The 16,993-nt window shown below is 65.6% G+C and carries 19 protein-coding genes; 7 read left to right on the forward strand and 12 right to left on the reverse strand.

The features are described from left to right. Positions 1–7: 7 nt before the first annotated feature. The 3 genes from QRN53_RS03205 to QRN53_RS03215 all read right to left on the reverse strand — a co-directional run bounded on the left by QRN53_RS03205 (position 8) and on the right by QRN53_RS03215 (position 2,928). The gene (locus tag QRN53_RS03205; RefSeq protein WP_285242580.1) at positions 8–715 is read right to left on the reverse strand and encodes an HAD family hydrolase; all 708 of its coding nucleotides are present in this window, start codon (positions 713–715) and stop codon (positions 8–10) included. Next, the gene (locus tag QRN53_RS03210; protein WP_285242581.1) at positions 712–1,005 is read right to left on the reverse strand and encodes a hypothetical protein; all 294 of its coding nucleotides are present in this window, start codon (positions 1,003–1,005) and stop codon (positions 712–714) included. The genes QRN53_RS03205 and QRN53_RS03210 overlap by 4 nt, the downstream gene beginning before the upstream one ends. A gap of 114 nt (positions 1,006–1,119) precedes the next feature. Next, complete coding sequence (locus QRN53_RS03215; RefSeq protein ID WP_285242582.1) at positions 1,120–2,928, reverse strand: glycoside hydrolase family 15 protein; 1,809 nt, start codon at positions 2,926–2,928, stop codon at positions 1,120–1,122. Positions 2,929–2,968: 40 nt separating this feature from the next. Between QRN53_RS03215 and QRN53_RS03220 the strand changes: the two genes are divergently transcribed. Both QRN53_RS03220 and QRN53_RS03225 read left to right on the forward strand, forming a co-directional pair. Next, entirely contained in the window at positions 2,969–3,700 is a 732-nt protein-coding gene (locus tag QRN53_RS03220; RefSeq protein WP_285242583.1) for a DUF72 domain-containing protein, read from the forward strand. 31 nt (positions 3,701–3,731) lie between these two features. After that, positions 3,732–4,844: an App1 family protein phosphatidate phosphatase gene (locus QRN53_RS03225; protein WP_285242584.1), complete on the forward strand. Its 1,113-nt coding sequence runs from the start codon at positions 3,732–3,734 to the stop codon at positions 4,842–4,844. A gap of 27 nt (positions 4,845–4,871) precedes the next feature. Here the strand turns inward: QRN53_RS03225 and QRN53_RS03230 are convergent, their stop codons facing one another. From QRN53_RS03230 to QRN53_RS03240, 3 genes are all read right to left on the reverse strand, one after another. Then, positions 4,872–6,419 carry a glycoside hydrolase family 1 protein gene (locus tag QRN53_RS03230; RefSeq protein WP_285242585.1) on the reverse strand — a complete coding sequence of 516 codons (1,548 nt, stop codon included), beginning with the start codon at positions 6,417–6,419 and terminating at the stop codon, positions 4,872–4,874. Between the two features lie 96 nt (positions 6,420–6,515). Then, positions 6,516–6,893 carry a hypothetical protein gene (locus QRN53_RS03235; RefSeq protein ID WP_285242586.1) on the reverse strand — a complete coding sequence of 126 codons (378 nt, stop codon included), beginning with the start codon at positions 6,891–6,893 and terminating at the stop codon, positions 6,516–6,518. A gap of 94 nt (positions 6,894–6,987) precedes the next feature. Next, positions 6,988–7,413 carry an Hsp20/alpha crystallin family protein gene (locus QRN53_RS03240; protein WP_285242758.1) on the reverse strand — a complete coding sequence of 142 codons (426 nt, stop codon included), beginning with the start codon at positions 7,411–7,413 and terminating at the stop codon, positions 6,988–6,990. A gap of 144 nt (positions 7,414–7,557) precedes the next feature. Between QRN53_RS03240 and QRN53_RS03245 the strand changes: the two genes are divergently transcribed. After that, the gene (locus tag QRN53_RS03245; protein WP_285242587.1) at positions 7,558–7,887 is read left to right on the forward strand and encodes a MerR family transcriptional regulator; all 330 of its coding nucleotides are present in this window, start codon (positions 7,558–7,560) and stop codon (positions 7,885–7,887) included. A gap of 19 nt (positions 7,888–7,906) precedes the next feature. Here the strand turns inward: QRN53_RS03245 and QRN53_RS03250 are convergent, their stop codons facing one another. The 3 genes from QRN53_RS03250 to QRN53_RS03260 all read right to left on the reverse strand — a co-directional run bounded on the left by QRN53_RS03250 (position 7,907) and on the right by QRN53_RS03260 (position 10,325). Then, positions 7,907–8,695, reverse strand: a complete 789-nt coding sequence (locus QRN53_RS03250; RefSeq protein WP_285242588.1) for a phosphatase PAP2 family protein — start codon at positions 8,693–8,695, stop codon at positions 7,907–7,909. A gap of 116 nt (positions 8,696–8,811) precedes the next feature. Further along, positions 8,812–9,690: an NAD-dependent epimerase/dehydratase family protein gene (locus QRN53_RS03255; protein ID WP_285242589.1), complete on the reverse strand. Its 879-nt coding sequence runs from the start codon at positions 9,688–9,690 to the stop codon at positions 8,812–8,814. Positions 9,691–9,731: 41 nt separating this feature from the next. Continuing rightward, positions 9,732–10,325, reverse strand: coding sequence for an adenylate kinase (locus tag QRN53_RS03260; protein ID WP_285242590.1), 594 nt, complete (start codon positions 10,323–10,325; stop codon positions 9,732–9,734). A 289-nt stretch (positions 10,326–10,614) separates the two neighbouring features. Between QRN53_RS03260 and QRN53_RS03265 the strand changes: the two genes are divergently transcribed. The 4 genes from QRN53_RS03265 (at position 10,615) to QRN53_RS03280 (ending at position 13,415) form a co-directional block, all read left to right on the forward strand. After that, positions 10,615–11,358, forward strand: coding sequence for a GAF and ANTAR domain-containing protein (locus QRN53_RS03265; RefSeq protein WP_285242591.1), 744 nt, complete (start codon positions 10,615–10,617; stop codon positions 11,356–11,358). A gap of 68 nt (positions 11,359–11,426) precedes the next feature. Continuing rightward, entirely contained in the window at positions 11,427–11,834 is a 408-nt protein-coding gene (locus QRN53_RS03270; RefSeq protein ID WP_285242592.1) for a response regulator transcription factor, read from the forward strand. A gap of 97 nt (positions 11,835–11,931) precedes the next feature. Then, complete coding sequence (locus tag QRN53_RS03275) at positions 11,932–12,309, forward strand: ArsR/SmtB family transcription factor (RefSeq protein WP_285242593.1); 378 nt, start codon at positions 11,932–11,934, stop codon at positions 12,307–12,309. A 248-nt stretch (positions 12,310–12,557) separates the two neighbouring features. Continuing rightward, positions 12,558–13,415 carry a cation diffusion facilitator family transporter gene (locus QRN53_RS03280; protein WP_502934818.1) on the forward strand — a complete coding sequence of 286 codons (858 nt, stop codon included), beginning with the start codon at positions 12,558–12,560 and terminating at the stop codon, positions 13,413–13,415. A gap of 72 nt (positions 13,416–13,487) precedes the next feature. Here QRN53_RS03280 and QRN53_RS03285 read toward each other — a convergent pair whose 3' ends face one another. From QRN53_RS03285 to QRN53_RS03295, 3 genes are all read right to left on the reverse strand, one after another. Then, positions 13,488–14,672, reverse strand: a complete 1,185-nt coding sequence (locus QRN53_RS03285; RefSeq protein ID WP_285242595.1) for a fatty acid desaturase family protein — start codon at positions 14,670–14,672, stop codon at positions 13,488–13,490. A gap of 13 nt (positions 14,673–14,685) precedes the next feature. Further along, positions 14,686–15,783 (reverse strand): ferredoxin reductase, encoded by a 1,098-nt coding sequence (locus QRN53_RS03290; protein WP_285242596.1) that lies wholly within the window; start codon positions 15,781–15,783, stop codon positions 14,686–14,688. Positions 15,784–15,926: 143 nt separating this feature from the next. After that, on the reverse strand, positions 15,927–16,952 hold the full coding sequence (locus QRN53_RS03295) for an LLM class flavin-dependent oxidoreductase (RefSeq protein ID WP_285242597.1): 1,026 nt from the start codon (positions 16,950–16,952) through the stop codon (positions 15,927–15,929). Positions 16,953–16,993: the final 41 nt, after the last annotated feature.

The raw sequence follows: 16,993 nt of genomic DNA on the forward strand, positions 1-16,993 counted from the left end.
TGGCGCGTCAGTGATCCTGGCGCGCCAGCAGCCGGCCGATGGCGCTTGACCCCAGGTTCTCCAGCAGGTCGCGGGGGCCTTCATAGACCTCGACGGCGCCCGCATCGCGCAGTTCCGCCGCACTGATTCCCCCGCAGGTAACGCCGATCGCCGGAATGCCCAGCGCAGCGGCGGCCTTCATATCCCACACGGCGTCCCCGACATAGACGGCGTTCCCGGCGTCGATGCCGAGGGCTTCCAGCGCCGCCGCAAGGATATCCGGCGCCGGCTTGCTTTCCTCGGCGTCGTTGGAACTCGTGGCGGCATCGATGAAGGCGTCTGCGTCCAGCACGGAGCGCATCACGTGCAGGTCCTTTTCCCGGGCCGAGGAGGCAAGCGCCACCGCAAGGCCGTGGTCGTGGCATTGCCCCAGGAGGTCCTTTGCACCTGCGAACGCACGAAGCGAGGGCCAGTGCGAGGCATACAGGGCGCCGTGGCTGGCCATGATGTCCTCGTCTTCGGAGCGGTCACGGCCCGGCGGCAGGAGGTTGTCCACCAGGCGGGCGCCGCCCATGCCCACCAAGTGGTGGATGGCCGCCATTGGAACGTCGTGTCCGTACTGGCGGAACGCGCCCCACCAGGCGACGGTGTGGAGATAGGACGAGTCGATCAGCGTCCCGTCGACGTCGAAGAGGACCCCGTGGCCGGCACCAGGAGAGGCAGCGGTTCCGGTCATCGGCCGATGGCCGTCCGCCGCACGTCAGGTGCCTTCTTCCGTTTCGCGGCATCCTCCTTAGGGGAGCTGACAGGCCGCACCCGTTCGCGGATGACTGAACCCGCGCCGTCCAGGCTCCTGTCCCGGATGAGGCCGGTACCCGCGATCTCCCTGGCCATCGCGACGCCTGCGACGGCCGCCCTTTTGGTGGGGAAGGTCACTGAAATGGCCATCAGGTTCCCGCTTCCGTCCATCATCCTGATCCGGTATCCGCCGTCAGGGGCATCCACGAGTTCAAAAAATCCGGCCACAACAATCACTCCTCCGTCAATCACGGCATTGTGCTGGGGAGCACTCCATGAGGTGTTAGTAAGTATACTTATCTATCCTGCGAAGGAGAAGTTCAGGCCCCGGCCCGCGCCGCCTCAGCGCGAGTCCGCCCCTTCAGGCGGAATGGGAGCGTCACTGCGCCGAACCGTATCCTGATGCAGCTCCAAGGCGCTAGTCACAAGGGCGAAGTGGCTGAAAGCCTGAGGCGTGTTGCCCAGTTGGCGGCCGGCCTTCACCGCCCACTCCTCACTCAGCAGCCCCACATCGTTGCGCAGTTCCAGCAGCCGTTCGAAGAGTTCCCGCGACTCCTCATGTCGTCCGGCGCCCAGGAGGGCCTCCACCAGCCAGAACGAGCAGGCCAGGAAGACGCCTTCATCCCCGGGCAGGCCGTCGTCGCTCTGTTCCGGGCGATACCGCAGCACGAACCCGTCCTGGGTCAGCTCCCGCTGGATCGCCTCGATGGTCCCCACCACCTTGGGATCATCCGGGGGCAGGAAGCCCACCCTGGGGATCAACAGCAGGCTGGCATCGAGTTCAGGCCGGCCGTAGGACTGGACGAACGTGTTGCGCGCCGCGTCGTAGCCGTTGGCCAGGATGTCCTGGCGGATCCGGTCCCGCAGCGCCTCCCAGCGCTCCACCGGCCCCGGCAGGCCGGACTCCCGCACGCCCTTCACCATCCGGTCCGCAGCCACCCACGCCATGACCTTGGAATGCGTGAAGTGGCGCCGCGGCCCCCGCATCTCCCAGAGCCCGTTGTCCGGCTGGTCCCAGATGGTCTCAAGGTGCTCCATCAAGGCCACCTGAACGTCCCAGGCCTCGTCCGTATGCTTGAGCAGCGAGTTCCGGGTCAGGGCAAGGCAGTCAAGGACCTCACCCCACACATCCAGTTGGAATTGCTCGGCCGCCGCATTTCCAATCCGCACCGGCGCCGAGTTCTCGTAGCCTTTCAACCAGGGCAGTTCCATCTCCGGCAGCCGCCGCTCACCGTGGATTCCGTACATGATCTGCAGGTCCGCGGGGTCTCCCGCCACGGCACGGAGCAGCCAGTCCCGCCAGGCGGCGGCCTCGGCTTTATACCCGGCAGCAAGCAGCGCCTGCAGGGTCATGGTGGCGTCCCGCAGCCAGCAATAGCGGTAGTCCCAGTTGCGTTGGCCGCCCGGCTGTTCCGGCAGCGATGTGGTGACGGCGGCGACGATCCCGCCGGTGGGGGCGTAAGTGAGGGCCTTGAGCGTGACCAGGGAGCGCACCACGGCGTCCTGGTATTTTCCTTCGACCGTGCACTGGGAGGACCAGCCCTGCCAAAACTCGAACGTGCTGTGCAGGACTTTCTCCGCGTCGACGGAAACCGGCCGGCCCACATGGCTGGGAGCCCAGGTCAGCACGAACGGCACTTTCTCGCCGGCATTGACCGTGAAGTCGCTGACGGTGTGCATGTTCTCGCCGTGCAGGGGTGCGGGAGTGACCAGGTAGACGGCGTCCGGGCCGGCAATGGCATGCAGTCCCCGTTTGTCCTTGCGTACCCAGGGCACGATATGCCCGTAGTCGAAGCGAAGCACCAACTCGCCGTGCATCTTTACGCTGCCGCTGACACCCTCGACGATCCGGACGATGTCGGCCACGGAATCCCGGGGAGGCATGAAGTCGGTGACGCGCACCGTTCCCTCCGGGGTCTCCCACTCGGTATCCAGAATCAGGCTTCCGTCGCGGTAGCTGCGGCGCGTACAGGCACCCGCGCCCTCCGGAGCCAGCAGCCAGCGCCCTGCGTCCGGCGTGTCCAGCAACGCGTTGAAACACGCAGGGGAATCGAACCGCGGCAGGCAGAGCCAGTCGATCGAGCCTTCCTTGCTGATGAGGGCACCGGTGTGAAGGTCGCCAACCACCGCATAATCTTCAATTCGCGCCATGACCTTACCCTGCCACACAACACTGTAGGAACATCGAAGAATGGCAGTGCACATCGGTACCTCCGGCTGGAGCTACGACCACTGGGAGAACGTCCTGTACCCGCCCGGGTTGCCGGCCCGGGACCGGCTGCAGCACTACGTCGCCAGGTTCACCACAGTTGAACTGAATGCCAGCTTCTACCGGTGGCCCCGCGACACCACGTTTGCCGGCTGGAACAAGCGGCTGCCGCCGGGTTTCAGCATGTCAGTCAAGGCTCCCCGCGGCCTCACCCACGCCCGCAAGCTGTACGCGCCCGAGGTCTGGGTGGAACGCATTGCCAGGTGCTGGCATGAACTGGGGGATAAACGGGCCGTGCTCCTGGTCCAACTGCCGCCGCAACTGGGCAGGGACGACGCACGGCTCGAGTATTTCCTGGCCGCGCTTCCGGCCTGGATCCGGGTTGCCGTTGAATTCAGGCATCCCAGTTGGGACTGCCCGGAGTTGTTTTCGCTGTTGGAACGGCACCAGGCGGCCTACTGCATCATGAGCGGGGCCAACCTGCCCTGTATCCTGCGCACCACCGCGCCATTTACCTATGTCCGGCTGCATGGCCCCGACCATGAGCATTTGTATGGTGGCTCATATTCGGAAGCCGACCTGCACTGGTGGGCCGACCGGATCCGCGAGTGGGACGGCGGAGGCCTGGACGTGTACGCCTACTTCAACAACGACAGCGGCGGGAACGCCGTGCGCAACGCCGAAACACTGCGCGGGATCCTCGGCACCGGCTGATCCACGCTCCACCCTGTGGCAGAGTGGTGGCATGGACACGGCTCCCCAGCATCCGGCCCGAAAAACAGCACGCAAGCCCGCGCCGGCAGTGCTGGCCCAGTACGCACTCTCGGGGAACCAGGCCTTCCGGCTGGCGCACCGGGTCTCGGACGCGGTCAACAGCCTGCGGATCCGGCTGGCGAAGCGCTGGGATTTCGTGCCGCAAACCATCGCATACCAGGGCTATGGCTCCACGACCCGGGTCCGTGTGCTGGGCCGGGTGCTGCTGACGCAAAAGCCCCTGCCGGGAAGCCGGGCGGAGCAGGAAGCGAAAATCGGGAACCAGAACATCCGCGGCTGGCGTGCCTTCACCGGCGTGCCGCTGCAGTTTACCGACGTCGAGATCACCATCGGCGACGTCGTCACCCACATGACGGCGGACCGGGGCGGCCTGATCGACACCGAGGTGGACGTCCAGCTTTCCCCCGGCTGGCACACCGCGGTCCTGCGCGCCGAGGGAACGGAACCGGCGGAGGCGCTGATCCAGGTCATCGCACCCGAGGTGAAATTCGGAATCGTCTCGGACATCGACGACACCGTCATGGTGACCGCCCTGCCGCGGCCCTTCCTGGCGCTGTGGAACACCTTCGTGCTCAGCGAACGGGCACGGATGGCAACTCCGGGCATGGCGGTGCTGTTGGACCGGCTGACCATCGAGCACCCCGACGCCCCTGTCATCTATCTGTCCACTGGCCCCTGGAATGCGGCCCCCACGCTGGGCCGCTTCCTGACCCGCAACATGTACCCCAAGGGCGCGCTGCTCTTGACGGACTGGGGCCTGACGCAGGACCGCTGGTTCCGCAGCGGCCAGGAACACAAGCGGCGGAACCTGGAGCGGTTGGCCCAGGAATTCCCGGACATGCGGTGGCTCCTGATCGGTGACAACGGGCAGCACGATGAAGCCATCTACTCTGCCTTCGCCGCAGACAACGCGGACAAAGTGGCGGCCATCGCCATCCGGCAGCTGTCAGTCAGCGAATCGGTGTTCGCCGGCGGCCACTCGGAGGACGGCGACCACACCTCTTCGAGGGTTCCGTGGATCTATTCCCCGGACGGCGCGGGCATCGCCAAGCAGCTGGCCATGCTGGACCTGCTCCGGGGCTGACCCGGAGCAGGGCCGGCACCGCACGGTTTAGGCGCTGGCACCCAGCGGCGCGCCGTCGTCGGGCGCTTCACTGCCGTCCAGGATCTCCGGAACAACCGCCTGGGCGATCGCGGCGTCCGCCGCCGCTGCCAGGTCGCGTTCCTCGATGAGCTCCTGGAACCAGAAGTAGGAGGCCTTGGGCGTCCGCTCCAGGGTTTCGAAGTCCACGTGCAGGAGGCCGAACGGCTGCTTGTACCCGGCCGACCATTCGAAGTTGTCCAGGAAGGACCATACGTAGTAGCCGCGGAGGTCCACCGATTCGGCTTCGCCGCCAGGAGCTGTTGCCTTCAGCGCGGCCTCAAGGTGGTCGGAGATGTACTTCAGCCGGCGCTCGTCCGGAATGAACCTGGTATTGGTGGACTTGTCGCGGACAATGATGTCCTCGAAGCTCGCCCCGCCCTCGGTAATAATCACCGGAGGCAAGTTGGGGTACCGTTCCGCCATCTCCTTCAAGGCGACAGCCATGTACTCGGGCTTGACCGGCCACCCGTAGGCGGTGATGTCCGCTTCCGGCCAGGCCTCCACATGGAACGGTGTAGTACCGCCGCCTGCTGCGCTCAGGTCGCTCCCCATAGCTTCCGCCATGCTCGGCGGCACCGCGCCGCTGCCGGGGCCCACGGCCACCTTGGTGGGCATGTAGTAGTTCAGCCCGTAGAAATCCAGCGGCTGGGAGATGATCTCCATGTCCTCTTCGGGATGCTCGAAGGAGCTGAAGAACTTGGCCGCCCGGATGAGGTCGGGGTACTTGCCGGTCAGGACCGGGTCGGCGTACAGCCGGTTCTGGCCCAGGTCCATGAGACCGGCACTGATCTTGTCCAGCGGATTGATGGAGTTCGGCACCATGGGTGAATAGACATTGGTCATGCCGATCTCGCCCGGCACCCCCGCGGCACGGAGCGCCTGGACCGCCAGGCCATGCCCGAGCAGCTGGTGGTGGACGGTGGGAAACGCGCCCAGGGCCAGCTCCTTGCCGGGGGAATGCACTCCCAGGGAGTAGCCGTTGGCGCTGACGGTTGCCGGTTCGTTGATGGTGACCCACCGGGCCACCCGATCGCCGAAAGCTTCGGCCACCAATGCGGCATACTCCCCCAGCCGGTAGGCCATGTCCCGGTTCATCCAGCCGCCCGCCTCGTCCAGCTCCAGCGGCGTGTCCCAATGGTAGATGGTGGCCATGGGTGAGATCCCGTTGGCCAGGAGCTCATCCAGGAGCCGGTCGTAGAATGCCAGGCCGGCCCGGTTTACCGGACCGGTTCCGCCCGGCTGAATGCGGGGCCAGGAGAACGAGAACCGGTACGAGTCCACGCCCAACTGCTTCAGCAGGGCCACGTCCTGCGGCATGCGGTGGTAATGGTCGGTTGCGACGGCCGGGCTGTGGTCCCCCACGATCGCCCCCGGCTTGGCGGCGAACACCTCCCAGCCCGACTTGCCGCGGCCGTCTTCGTCGAGCGCCCCTTCAATCTGGAATGCTGCAGTGGCGACGCCAAGCGTGAACCCCGGAGGGATAAGTGCTGCGAGGTCCTTGGCGGATTTATGCATGGAGGCCAGCCTTTGTTGCGGTGGGTCGGGTACGTCTCAGGATTACACAGCGGGGAGCGGCTGACGAGCACCAACGCCCCTGGCCGGCACCGTTGGCTACTGCGAGCCGAAGAGGAACTCCTTGGCGTGCGCCACCGCCTTGCGGAAGGCGTCATTGCGCAGGGTCACCAGATGTTCCGAATCGCCGTCGGACGGTTCCAGATAACCCGTGTAGCCCGGCCGCAGGACCCAGATATCGCCGGCAGGGGGCAGGTAGAACACTCCGAAGGACCGCTGCTGGGCCTCATCGGCCGTCCAGATCGGGACCACCGCCAAGGCAGCGCCGGTGGCCGGGTTGATCCACTGCGCCCGCGGCATGGGCTGCTCATGCGCCTCGGGGTCCAGGAAGGGCGCCGTTCCAGGCCCCCACCGCTCCTCGAAGCGCTCATGGAATGCAGGAATCAGCGGTGAATCGTAGCGCCGCCACTCGCTCATGGGGTTTACGCCTCCTTGGATGAATTCCCTGTGCCGGCCAATGGCTGCCGGCGTCCCGCCCGGAGACAGGGGCGCCGGCGCAGTGCCATGGGTCCTAGGCGTCGATCTGCTGCATCCCGCCCTGTTGGGTCTGGATTTCGATCTTGCGCGGCTTGGCCTGCTGGGCCACCGGGATCCGCAGGGTCAGCACGCCCTGGTCGTAGGCGGCCTTGATCCTGTCGGTGTCCAGGGTGTCGCCCAGGATCAGTTGCCGGCTGAACACGCCGCGGGGCCGCTCCGACGCCACCAGTTCCACGTTAGGTTGCGTCGGGTCCCGGCGCTCGGCCCGCACCGTCAGGACGTTCCGTTCCACGTTCAGGTCCACGGAGTCCACGTCCACGCCGGGAAGGTCGAATGCCACCACAAATTCGCCGTCTTCCTGCCAAGCGTCCATCGGCATGGCTGCCGGGCGGGCGGCGGTTCCCAAAACCTGCTGCGCAAGCCGGTCCAGCTCACGGAACGGGTCCGTACGCATCAACATCATTTCCCACTCCTTCAGCTTCAAGGTGTTGGATATCCGGTCACCCACCACCACTTTCAATCTATGGTGGTGAATGTAGATTTTTTATAGCACCGGTGGGAAACTTGGGCAAGACCGCATTCGGTGGAATTTTTGGGAGAACTCATGGCGGAACCTGAAACGGGCCGGCCCGGCCGTTCCCCCGGCCCACGCGCCCTGTACGCAATCTCCGTGGCGGCGGACCTGACGGGCACGGGACAACAAAACATCAGGCTGTACGAGGCCAAGGGACTGCTGACGCCCGCCCGGACCGCGGGCGGCACGCGTCAATACAGCGAGGAGGACATCGCCGTGCTGCTCCGGATCGGCGAGCTGCTCCAGGAGGGCCTGAACCTCGCCGGAGTTGCCAAGGTCCTGGAACTGGAGGCCGCAAACCTCAAGCTCCACCGGGCGCTGAAACGGGCGCGGTCCAGGCCTTGGCAGGACGGGACGTGAGCCGGTTCGGCGCGCCGGTTCACTCCTCCGGTTTGGACAGCTTCCCCGTGACCGGTTCGCCTGCGATCCTGGCCGTCCGCCAGGTATCAAGCGCAATAACGCCCCCGAGGATCATCAGCGACAGGGAGAACGACGCCAAGGTGTCGGTGGGCCAGTGATAGCCCAGGTACAGCCGGCTGGAGATGGCCAGGATGATTCCGACGGCGGCAACGGCGAATCCGATGACGGCAGCCCGGCGGCTCCGCCGCCGCGAGACGATCAGGTAGGCACCCACCAGCAGGAAGTCGCAGGCACCGAGGACGTGGCCGGAGGGGAACGAAAAGGTCTGGTCCGCGCCAAACAACATCTGGTCCACCGGGGGACGGGAGCGCTGGACAATGTGGAGGATGATCTGCGAAACGATCACCCCTGTCAGCATCGCCGACGCCAGCAGGATGGGCCGCCAGGCATGTTTGGCGGCGACACCCCAGACGACGACCACCACCAGGACGATGATGGGCAGCGCGATGGGGCCGAAGAACACTGCCAGGAAGATCATGAAGGCGGTGAGGGCACCGGAACGCGTGGTCACCAGCCAGTCGTGCAGGGGTTCATCCATCGCGTGAAGGCCGGTGGACTGGACCACACTGACGAGGATGGCGACAAAGAGCGCCAGCCCCACCACGGAGAGGATGACCGACGCCCGGTAGAGCCGGCGCCGGTCCTCCACATCCACGTAGCGCTCCTCCACCACGAACTTCTCGTTGAAGGTGCGCCACTTTCCGGCGTTGTGTTCCTGGACCCCGGACCGTGATGATTTCTGTACCAATGTGCTGCCTTGTCCCTGCGCCGTGATAAATGCTTAGCCTGAACACTATCCCGGTGAAGGCCCATTCACTCCATCATGCAGCCCGTAATCGCGGAGGTCGCTGGAACGCGCCGGAGCTAGCCGTTGCCGCCGGCCGTGCCGGAGGGAACCGCTGCGTGGTTCCGCCAACTGTGTTCGGGCTCGAAGCCGAGCAGGCGCCGGGCCTTGTCGATGGACAGCATGGTTTCGTGTTCGCCCAGGTCCTTGGTGACCTTGACGTTCGGGAACACCTCGGCTGCCAGTTCTGCGCTTGGGCGGCTCATGACGGTGTCCGCGTTGGCGATGATGAAGGCTTCGAAACCGGGCTTCGCATTCTCCAGGGCCCGGGCTACTGCCTGTGCGCCGTCCCTGCCGTCGATATAGCCCCAAAGATTCCACTTGCGCAGCGTCGCGTCGTCCTCGAAGGAGGGGAACCGCTCATAGTCGGCCTCGTCCATGACGTTGGAGAACCGGAGGCCTGTGATGCTCAGTTCCGGGTCCCAGCGTGTCAGTTCCACCGCCATCCTTTCCTCCAGCGTCTTCACCAGGGAATAGGTGCTCTCGGGCCGGGGAGGATATTCCTCGTCCACCGGAATGTAGGGCGGATCAATGTCGAATGGCAGCCCGAGTACGGTCTCGCTTGAGGCGTACACCACCTTCTTGATGCCGGCCCGTCGTGCCGCCTGGAAGACGTTGTAGGTGGAGAGCATGTTGTTCTCGAACGTCGCGGCGTCCGGAATGATGCCGGGGGCCGGTATGGCACCAAGGTGCACCACGGCGTCGAACCCGTCATGGCGGTCATCCACTCCCAGCAGCGCATCCACCACCTGGCCGTAGTTGCGCAGGTCCACCACCAGCAGGCCGGGGCTCCGGGTACCGGCACGGTCCAGGTTGAGGACCTGGTGGCCGTCGTCGGTGAGCCGGCGCACCACGTGCCGGCCAAGTTTTCCGCTTCCGCCTGTAACGGCAATTCTCATCAGTGTTTCCTTCTGTTCGAGTTCACCATGCGTTGTTCCGGTCAGGATGGCCGTCGCGGTGCTGCCAGGAATTGTTCGACGGCGGCAATCGCCAACGCGGTAATCTCCCCCGGATCCCCGCTGCCGTTGACGGATACCAGGATTCCCCGGCCCGCGTACACCGAGACTACTTCATGCGTCTGGCGGTGGTAGAGGTCCAGCCTGCGGCGGAAGACGTCAATGGTGTCGTCGGTGCGCCCTTGTTCCTCTGCCCGCCGGTGCATGCGCGCTTCCAGTTCAGCATCAGGAGCCTGCAGCTCGATGACGGCGTCCAGCCCGTGTCCCTGGGCGGCGAGCATACTGTCCAGTTCCGTTGCCTGTGGCGCGGTGCGCGGGTACCCGTCCAGCAGGAAGCCGTGCCTGACGTCCCCATCAAGGAGGCGGTCCTTCACCAGCGCGTTGGTGAGGTGGTCGGGAACGAACCGGCCGCCGTCGAGATATTCGGCTGCCTGATTCCCGAGGTCTGTCTTCCGGCTGACGTTGCTGCGGAAGATGTCTCCCGTGGACACGGCCGGGATCCCGAAGTGCCGGGCAAGCTGTTCTGCCTGGGTTCCCTTGCCGGAGCCCGGCGGGCCGATGATAAGAAGCCTGGTCATGTTCCTGTCCTCCCCGACGGGCAGCCTTTGGGTTGGCGCCGCATCCGGTGGCCGGCTCCCGCTTCATTGTGCCGGTTACCCCCTGCGCGGCGCCAGCACCCGGCTGTGACGACCCGCAGGACATGACGTTTCGCCTTCCTTGCGGATGTATATACTCTGGTTATCGGTTTAGCAGCGGGCCGTTGGAAAGTTCTTCGATCCAGCGACCATCACCGGCTCCCCGCCCATGTTGCGGGGCGTTTGTGTGTTGCCGGCTCGTTTTGACCTGAGCGAATGGCACCAAGAAACAGTGGCCAGCGAGTCAACAGCTAAACCCGATACATCCATCACCGAGCACCTGCACGAAATTGTCCTGGACAGCTCTGACGTCGAGGACTTCCTCAACGAGTTGGCACAGGTCTCCGCACGCAACCTCTCCGAACCCGGCGATGAAATGCTGTGCGCCGTCACCCTGCTCAGGCAGCGGAAGGGCACCACGGTAGCCAGCAGCAGCCAGGAAGCCCGGACCATTGGACGTTTTGAGCACCGGTTCACCGAGACACCGGGCATGACTGCGGCAACCAACCAGCAAACTGTCCATATCCCCGATCTCACCGCTGAGTGCCGCTGGCCGGACTACTCGTCCGCAGTGCTGGCGGAGGGGATCCGGTCCATCGCGGCGGTCCCGTTCCGGCTGGAGGGCGACACCAAGGCAGCTTTGTTGCTGTACTCCGGCCGTGCGCACCGTTTCGAGAGCCGCATCCTGGACTTCGCCGAGGAGTTTGTCAGCCAGACGTCGTTGGCCCTCCGGCTTGCGATCCGCTTTGCGCATTTCAGCGAGACAGCGGCGAACCTCCGCGCCACTTTGGAAACCCGGACCGTCATTGACATGGCGGTGGGGATCATCATGGCCCAGAACCGGTGCAGCCAGCAGGACGCCTTTGACATCCTCAAGACGGCGTCAAGCACCCGCAATTCCAAGCTCCACGATGTGGCCGCCGCCGTGGTCCACTCCCTGGGCCAGGGCCCTGCGCGGACACATTACGACGGATAAGGCCAAGGCCCCGAAAACCCGGCACAGCGCGGATAGACTGTTGCCAACTTTTTCGCCGGGGGGCTTGGATGGAACAGCAGCGCACCTGCCTTGTCGTTGAGGATAACGACGATATCCGCGGACTGATTTCGGTAGTCCTTTCACGTGCAGGCTTCCTGGTGAAGGCCGTAGGCACCGGGGCGGAGGCCATCGCCGCCGCGGCCGGTCCCGGCATAGCGCTTGTCACCCTCGATCTTGGCCTCCCTGACATGGACGGGCACGTGGTTGCCCGCGCCATCCGCGCCAGGAGCTCTGCCCCGCTGCTCTTCCTGACAGCCCGTTCGGAGGGCGACGACGTCCTGGCCGGCATGGCGTCCGGGGCCGCCGCCTACCTCACCAAGCCTTTCCACCCCCGGGAACTCGAAGCGCTGGCCCTGCAACTGTGCCCCGTACCCATGGCACAGGAGCCCCGCACTACCGGCACCGCCATCTGCTGACCAGACCGGCAAAGGCCGACGACGGGAGTCCCGGCGCCGACCCTGGGTAGAAGGCCGCCGACATGCGCCCCACCCCGCAGTGTGACACTATATGCGCATGAATGCAGATAAGAATGCTTGCTCGCTGGGAACGGACAGCCAGTACGTGGAGTTGGCCGTGGAGGTCTTCTCGATGCTGGCTGACGCCACGAGGGTGCGGATCATCCTTGCCCTTCGCGACGGCGAAATGGCAGTGGGCGCCCTGGCCGATGCGGTAGGGAAGTCCCCCGCAGCCGTGTCCCAGCACTTGGCCAAAATGCGGCTGGCCAGGATAGTGTCCACGCGGCAGGACGGAACTCGGGTCCTGTACCGGCTGGAGAATGAACATGCCCGGCAACTGGTGGCCGATGCCATCTTCCAGGCCGAACACGCGCTCGGCGGCGAACCGGCGCACCACCGCGCACCCGCCCACCACGCCCAGAGGAGCGCCTCATGACCGGTCCGCACCAGGAATCAACGCATGCCCACAGCCATCACGACGACGACCATGGCGGCCATCATCACGACCACGATCGCGACCACGACCACGACCACGAGCACGGGCATGATCACGGGCACGGGCACGGGCACGGGCACGGGCACGGGCATGATCACGACCACCATCACCATTCCGGCTTCAAAGGTTGGCTTTTCGAGCTGTTCGTGCCCCACACCCACGATGCGGCGGACACCATCGACGACGCCATGGAAGCCAGCACGGAGGGCATCCGGGCACTGAAGATCAGTATGTTCGTCCTGCTGGCCACCACGCTGCTGCAGTTCCTGGTGGTCCTGTTCAGCAGTTCGGTGGCACTGCTCGCAGACACCATCCACAACTTCTCCGACGCCCTGACCGCGGTGCCGCTGTGGATTGCCTTCATCCTGGGGCGCAGGGCGGCAACCCGCCGGTACACCTACGGGTTTGGCCGGGCAGAGGACCTGGCCGGGCTGTCAATCGTGGCCGTGGTGGCCCTTTCCGCCATTGTGGCGGGTTGGCAGTCCGTTGACCGGCTCATCCATCCGCAGCCCCTGCAAAACCTGGGGTGGGTCATGGCGGCGGGCCTCATTGGCTTCGCGGGCAACGAGGCGGTGGCAATCTACCGCATCCGGGTGGGCCGCAGGATCGGTTCGGCGGCCCTCGTGGCGGACGGTGTGCACGCCAGGACGGACGGCTTCACGTCCCTGGCAGTGGTGATCGGCGCCGTTGGCGTCATGCTTGGTTTCCCGCTGGCGGACCCGATCGTGGGATTGGTCATTTCCGCCGCCATTATGGTGCTGCTCTGGGGGACGGTCCGCAGCATCGGGCGGCGGCTCATGGACGGCATCGAACCTGATCTGGTGGAGCTCGCCGAGGCCGCCCTGGCGCAGACCCCCGGGGTCCTGGCGGTCCGGCAGTTGCAGCTGCGCTGGTCCGGCCACCGGCTGCAGGGGTCCGCCCGCCTGGAACTGGCCGATACCGGGTTGTCGCAGGCCGCGGAGACTGTTGACCGCGCCGAGCACCGGCTCCGTCACGCCCTGCCCAAACTGGACCACATTCTCCTGGCGCCTGAAACCCGCCGCTAGGAACCCGAAAACAGGACGTGGCCCTGCCGGATATCTCCGGCAGGGCCACGTCCTGTTTTTGGCTTGCGGTCTTTAGGCCCGGGCGGCCTTGCCGGGCAGCGCCAGTTTGAACACCTTGGCCCAGGACGAACCCACCTGCTTGAGCAGCGGCCCGGTGGTGTACTTCAGGCCATAGCGCTGGCAGATCTCGCGGACCCTGGGCGCCACCTCGGCGTACCGGTTGGAGGGCAGGTCCGGGAAGAGGTGGTGCTCAATCTGGTGGGAGAGATTGCCGGTCATCAGATGCATGAATTTGGAGCCCGAGATGTTGGCGGAGCCGATCATTTGGCGCACGTACCAGTCGCCCCGCGTCTCGCCTTCCACCATTTCTTCGGTGAAGGTGTCGGTCCCTTCGGGGAAGTGGCCGCAGAAGATGACGGCGTGGGCCCACACATTGCGGACGGCGTTGGCGGCAATGGTGCCGAACAGCGCCTGCTTCGCGGAGCCGGTGAGCATGGCCAGTGCGGGGGTGGCGGCGTAGTCCTTGGTGAACTGGGTGATGACCTTCTTGCCCAGGGCCTTGAGGTCCTTGAGCAGGGCTTCCTTGGACTTGGTGCCTTCCTTGTACTCGGTCAGCTCGAGGTCGTAGATGGCGATGCCCCACTCGAAGACCGGCGCCAGGATGGCATTGAACAGCGGGTTGGCCAGGTTGATGGGCTTCCACGGCTGCTGCTCATCCATGCGCAGCAGGTTGTATCCGACGTCGTTGTCCTTGCCCACCACGTTGGTCCAGCGGTGGTGGAGGTCGTTGTGCGTGTGCTGCCAGGACCGCGACGGCGTGACGAAGTCCCATTCCCAAGTGGTGGAGTGGATATCCGGGTCACGCATCCAGTCCCACTGTCCGTGCAGGATGTTGTGGCCGAGCTCCATGTTTTCCAGGATCTTGGCCAGGCTCAGGAGGGTGGTGCCGGTGACCCAGGCAGCCTTGTTCTTGCTGACCAGCAGGGCGGCCCGGCCGGAAAGTTCCAGGCCGCGCTGGATCTTGATCATGCGGCGGATGTAGGCGGCGTCTTCCGCGCCGCGCTTGCCCAGGATCTCGTCCCGGATGGCGTCGAGCTCACGGCCCAGCTCCGCCACCTGTTCGTCGCTGAGGTGCGCGGCCGCGGGTGGCCGGACGCTGGGGCTTCCCGATTCGGCCAGTTTTCCGGGGCGCGTCCTGGAGGTGCCGGCGCTGGCACCTGCGGCTGTGGTGGTTTTCGTGGGTGAGATGACAGTCATACGGTGCTGCTCCTCAGAGTTCGAGGTTGACGGGTCCGGCGGCTGCCGAAACACACGTTTGGATCAGTTGGCCGGGTTCGCCATGGATTTCCCCGGTGCGGAGGTCGCGGACCTGCCCTGCGAGCAATGGCGTAAGGCAGCTGTGGCAGATACCCATGCGGCAGCCGCTGGGCATCAGCACCCCGGCGTCCTCGCCGATGTCCAGGATGGGGGTGTCGCCGTCGGCTTCCACTTCCCGGTCCGAGGCTTCGAAGGTGACCAGCCCGCCGTCGTGCCCCACCCCGGCGTTGAACGTGGTGTTGAAGCGTTCGATCATCAGGTTGCCGGGATCTCCGGCCACTGCGACATCGGTGCCGGGTGCGCGCGTTGTCAGGGCTGCCCGCTTCCACAGCGCCTCGGCGTCATCCAGGAAGCTGTCCGGGCCGCAGGCATACGCGGACCGTTCTTTCCAGTCGGGGCAGATCTCGTCCAGTTCCTTGGTGCTGGAGAAGTCCATCCGGCCCTGCTCGCCGGTGTACCAGTGCGCCAGCCGGAAGTTGGGGAACTGGTCTGCGAGCTCCGCCAGTTCTTCACGGAACAGGCTGTCGCCGGGCGTGCGGGCCGAGTGGACCAGGACGACGTCGGCATCCGGACGCCGCGGCACGAGGGTACGGATCATGGACATCACCGGAGTGATGCCGCTGCCCGCGGTGACCATGAGAAGGGGGCGGGGATGCTCCGGCAGCACAAAGTCGCCCTGCGGCGGGGCCAGGAACAGGACATCGCCGGGCTTGGTGGTACGCACCAAGGTGCCGGATACGGCGCCGACGTCCGTGACCGTGATGGCCGGATCCTTGCCGGCGGGAGCACTCAATGAATAGGACCGCCAGTGACGCACGCCGTCGAGTTCGACGCCGATGCGGGCCCACTGGCCGGCAAGGTGCGCCTTCCAGCCGCGGCCGGGACGGAAGAAGATGGTTGCCGACTGGGCGGTCTCCTGGACCACCTTGGTGACAACGCCCCTGAGCTGCCGGGCTGAGTAGACAGGGTTGAACAGCGAGAGGACGTCCTCTGGCGATAAGGGGGTGGTGAATACCGAAGCCGCTTGGGCCAGCTGTCGTAGCCGGATCATGCGTTTAAGCCTAGGGCGGCGCGAGCCATATTTCTCTCTCTCCGTCATATGACCGTTCAGCAGTCACAGGGTAGTTGGGGCGCGAAGCCCCCACACCGCACTTTAAGAGTAACGGTTCGGTATCGCAAAAGGTTCCCAGCCGCCTATCGGCTCCATCCCAGGGCCGGGGCCACGAACTGCACAATATTGCCCAGGAGCTTGGCGTTGAAGTCCACGCCCAGCTGGTTGGGAACGGTCAACAGCAGGGTGTCGGCCGCCTGCACAGCAGTATCGGCTGCAAGCTGCTCCGCCAGGAGGTCCGGTGCACCCACGTAGCTCTTGCCGAACCGGGAGGTGAGGCCGTCGATGACGCCCACCTGGTCGCGGCTGTCCCGGAGGGCGCTCCCGGCAAAGTAGTAGTTGTCCTCCTCGTCCACGATGGGAAGGACGCTGCGGCTGACCGACACCCGCGGGGTACGCGCATGTCCTGCCGCCGCCCACGCCTCCCGGAACAGATGGATCTGTTCCGCCTGGAGTTCGTGGAACGGAACGCCGGTGTCCTCCGTCAGCAGGGTGGAACTCATCAGGTTCATCCCTGATTCCGCGGCCCATATGGCGGTTTTGCGGGTCCCCGCGCCCCACCAGATCCGGTCCGCCAGACCCGGCGACTGGGGTTGGACGGGCAGGAGTCCCGTAGCGCCGCCGGCGTACCGGGGGTCTGCCTGGGCAACGCCGGCACCTGTAATGGCCCGGCGGAAGACGTCGGTGTGCCGGCGGGCCATGTCGGCATCCGTCTCCCCTTCCCCCGGCACGTAGCCGAAAGCGGAGGCCCCCTGGCGGGCCGGCTCGGGTGAGCCGCGGCTGATGCCAAGCTGCAGCCTGCCGCCGCTGATCAGGTCGGCAGCGGCAGCCTCCTCCGCCATGTAAAGCGGGTTTTCGTAGCGCATGTCGATCACGCCCGTGCCAACTTCGATGCGGCTGGTGCGCGCGGCAATGGCTGAAAGAAGAGGAAACGGCGAGGCCTGCTGGCGCGCGAAATGATGGACGCGGAAGAACGCGCCGTCAACGCCGAGTTCCTCGGCAGCTACCGCAAGATCGATCCCCTGGAGCAGGGCATCGGCCGCTGTCCTGGTGCGGGAACCCTGGCCGGGGCCCCAGTGGCCGAAGGAAAGAAATCCGATGCGCTCCATACCTGCCCCAACCGTCCGGCAACCGACTGCATTCCCGGCTG

The organism is Pseudarthrobacter sp. fls2-241-R2A-127 (assembly GCF_030209355.1).
GTDB lineage: Bacteria > Actinomycetota > Actinomycetes > Actinomycetales > Micrococcaceae > Arthrobacter.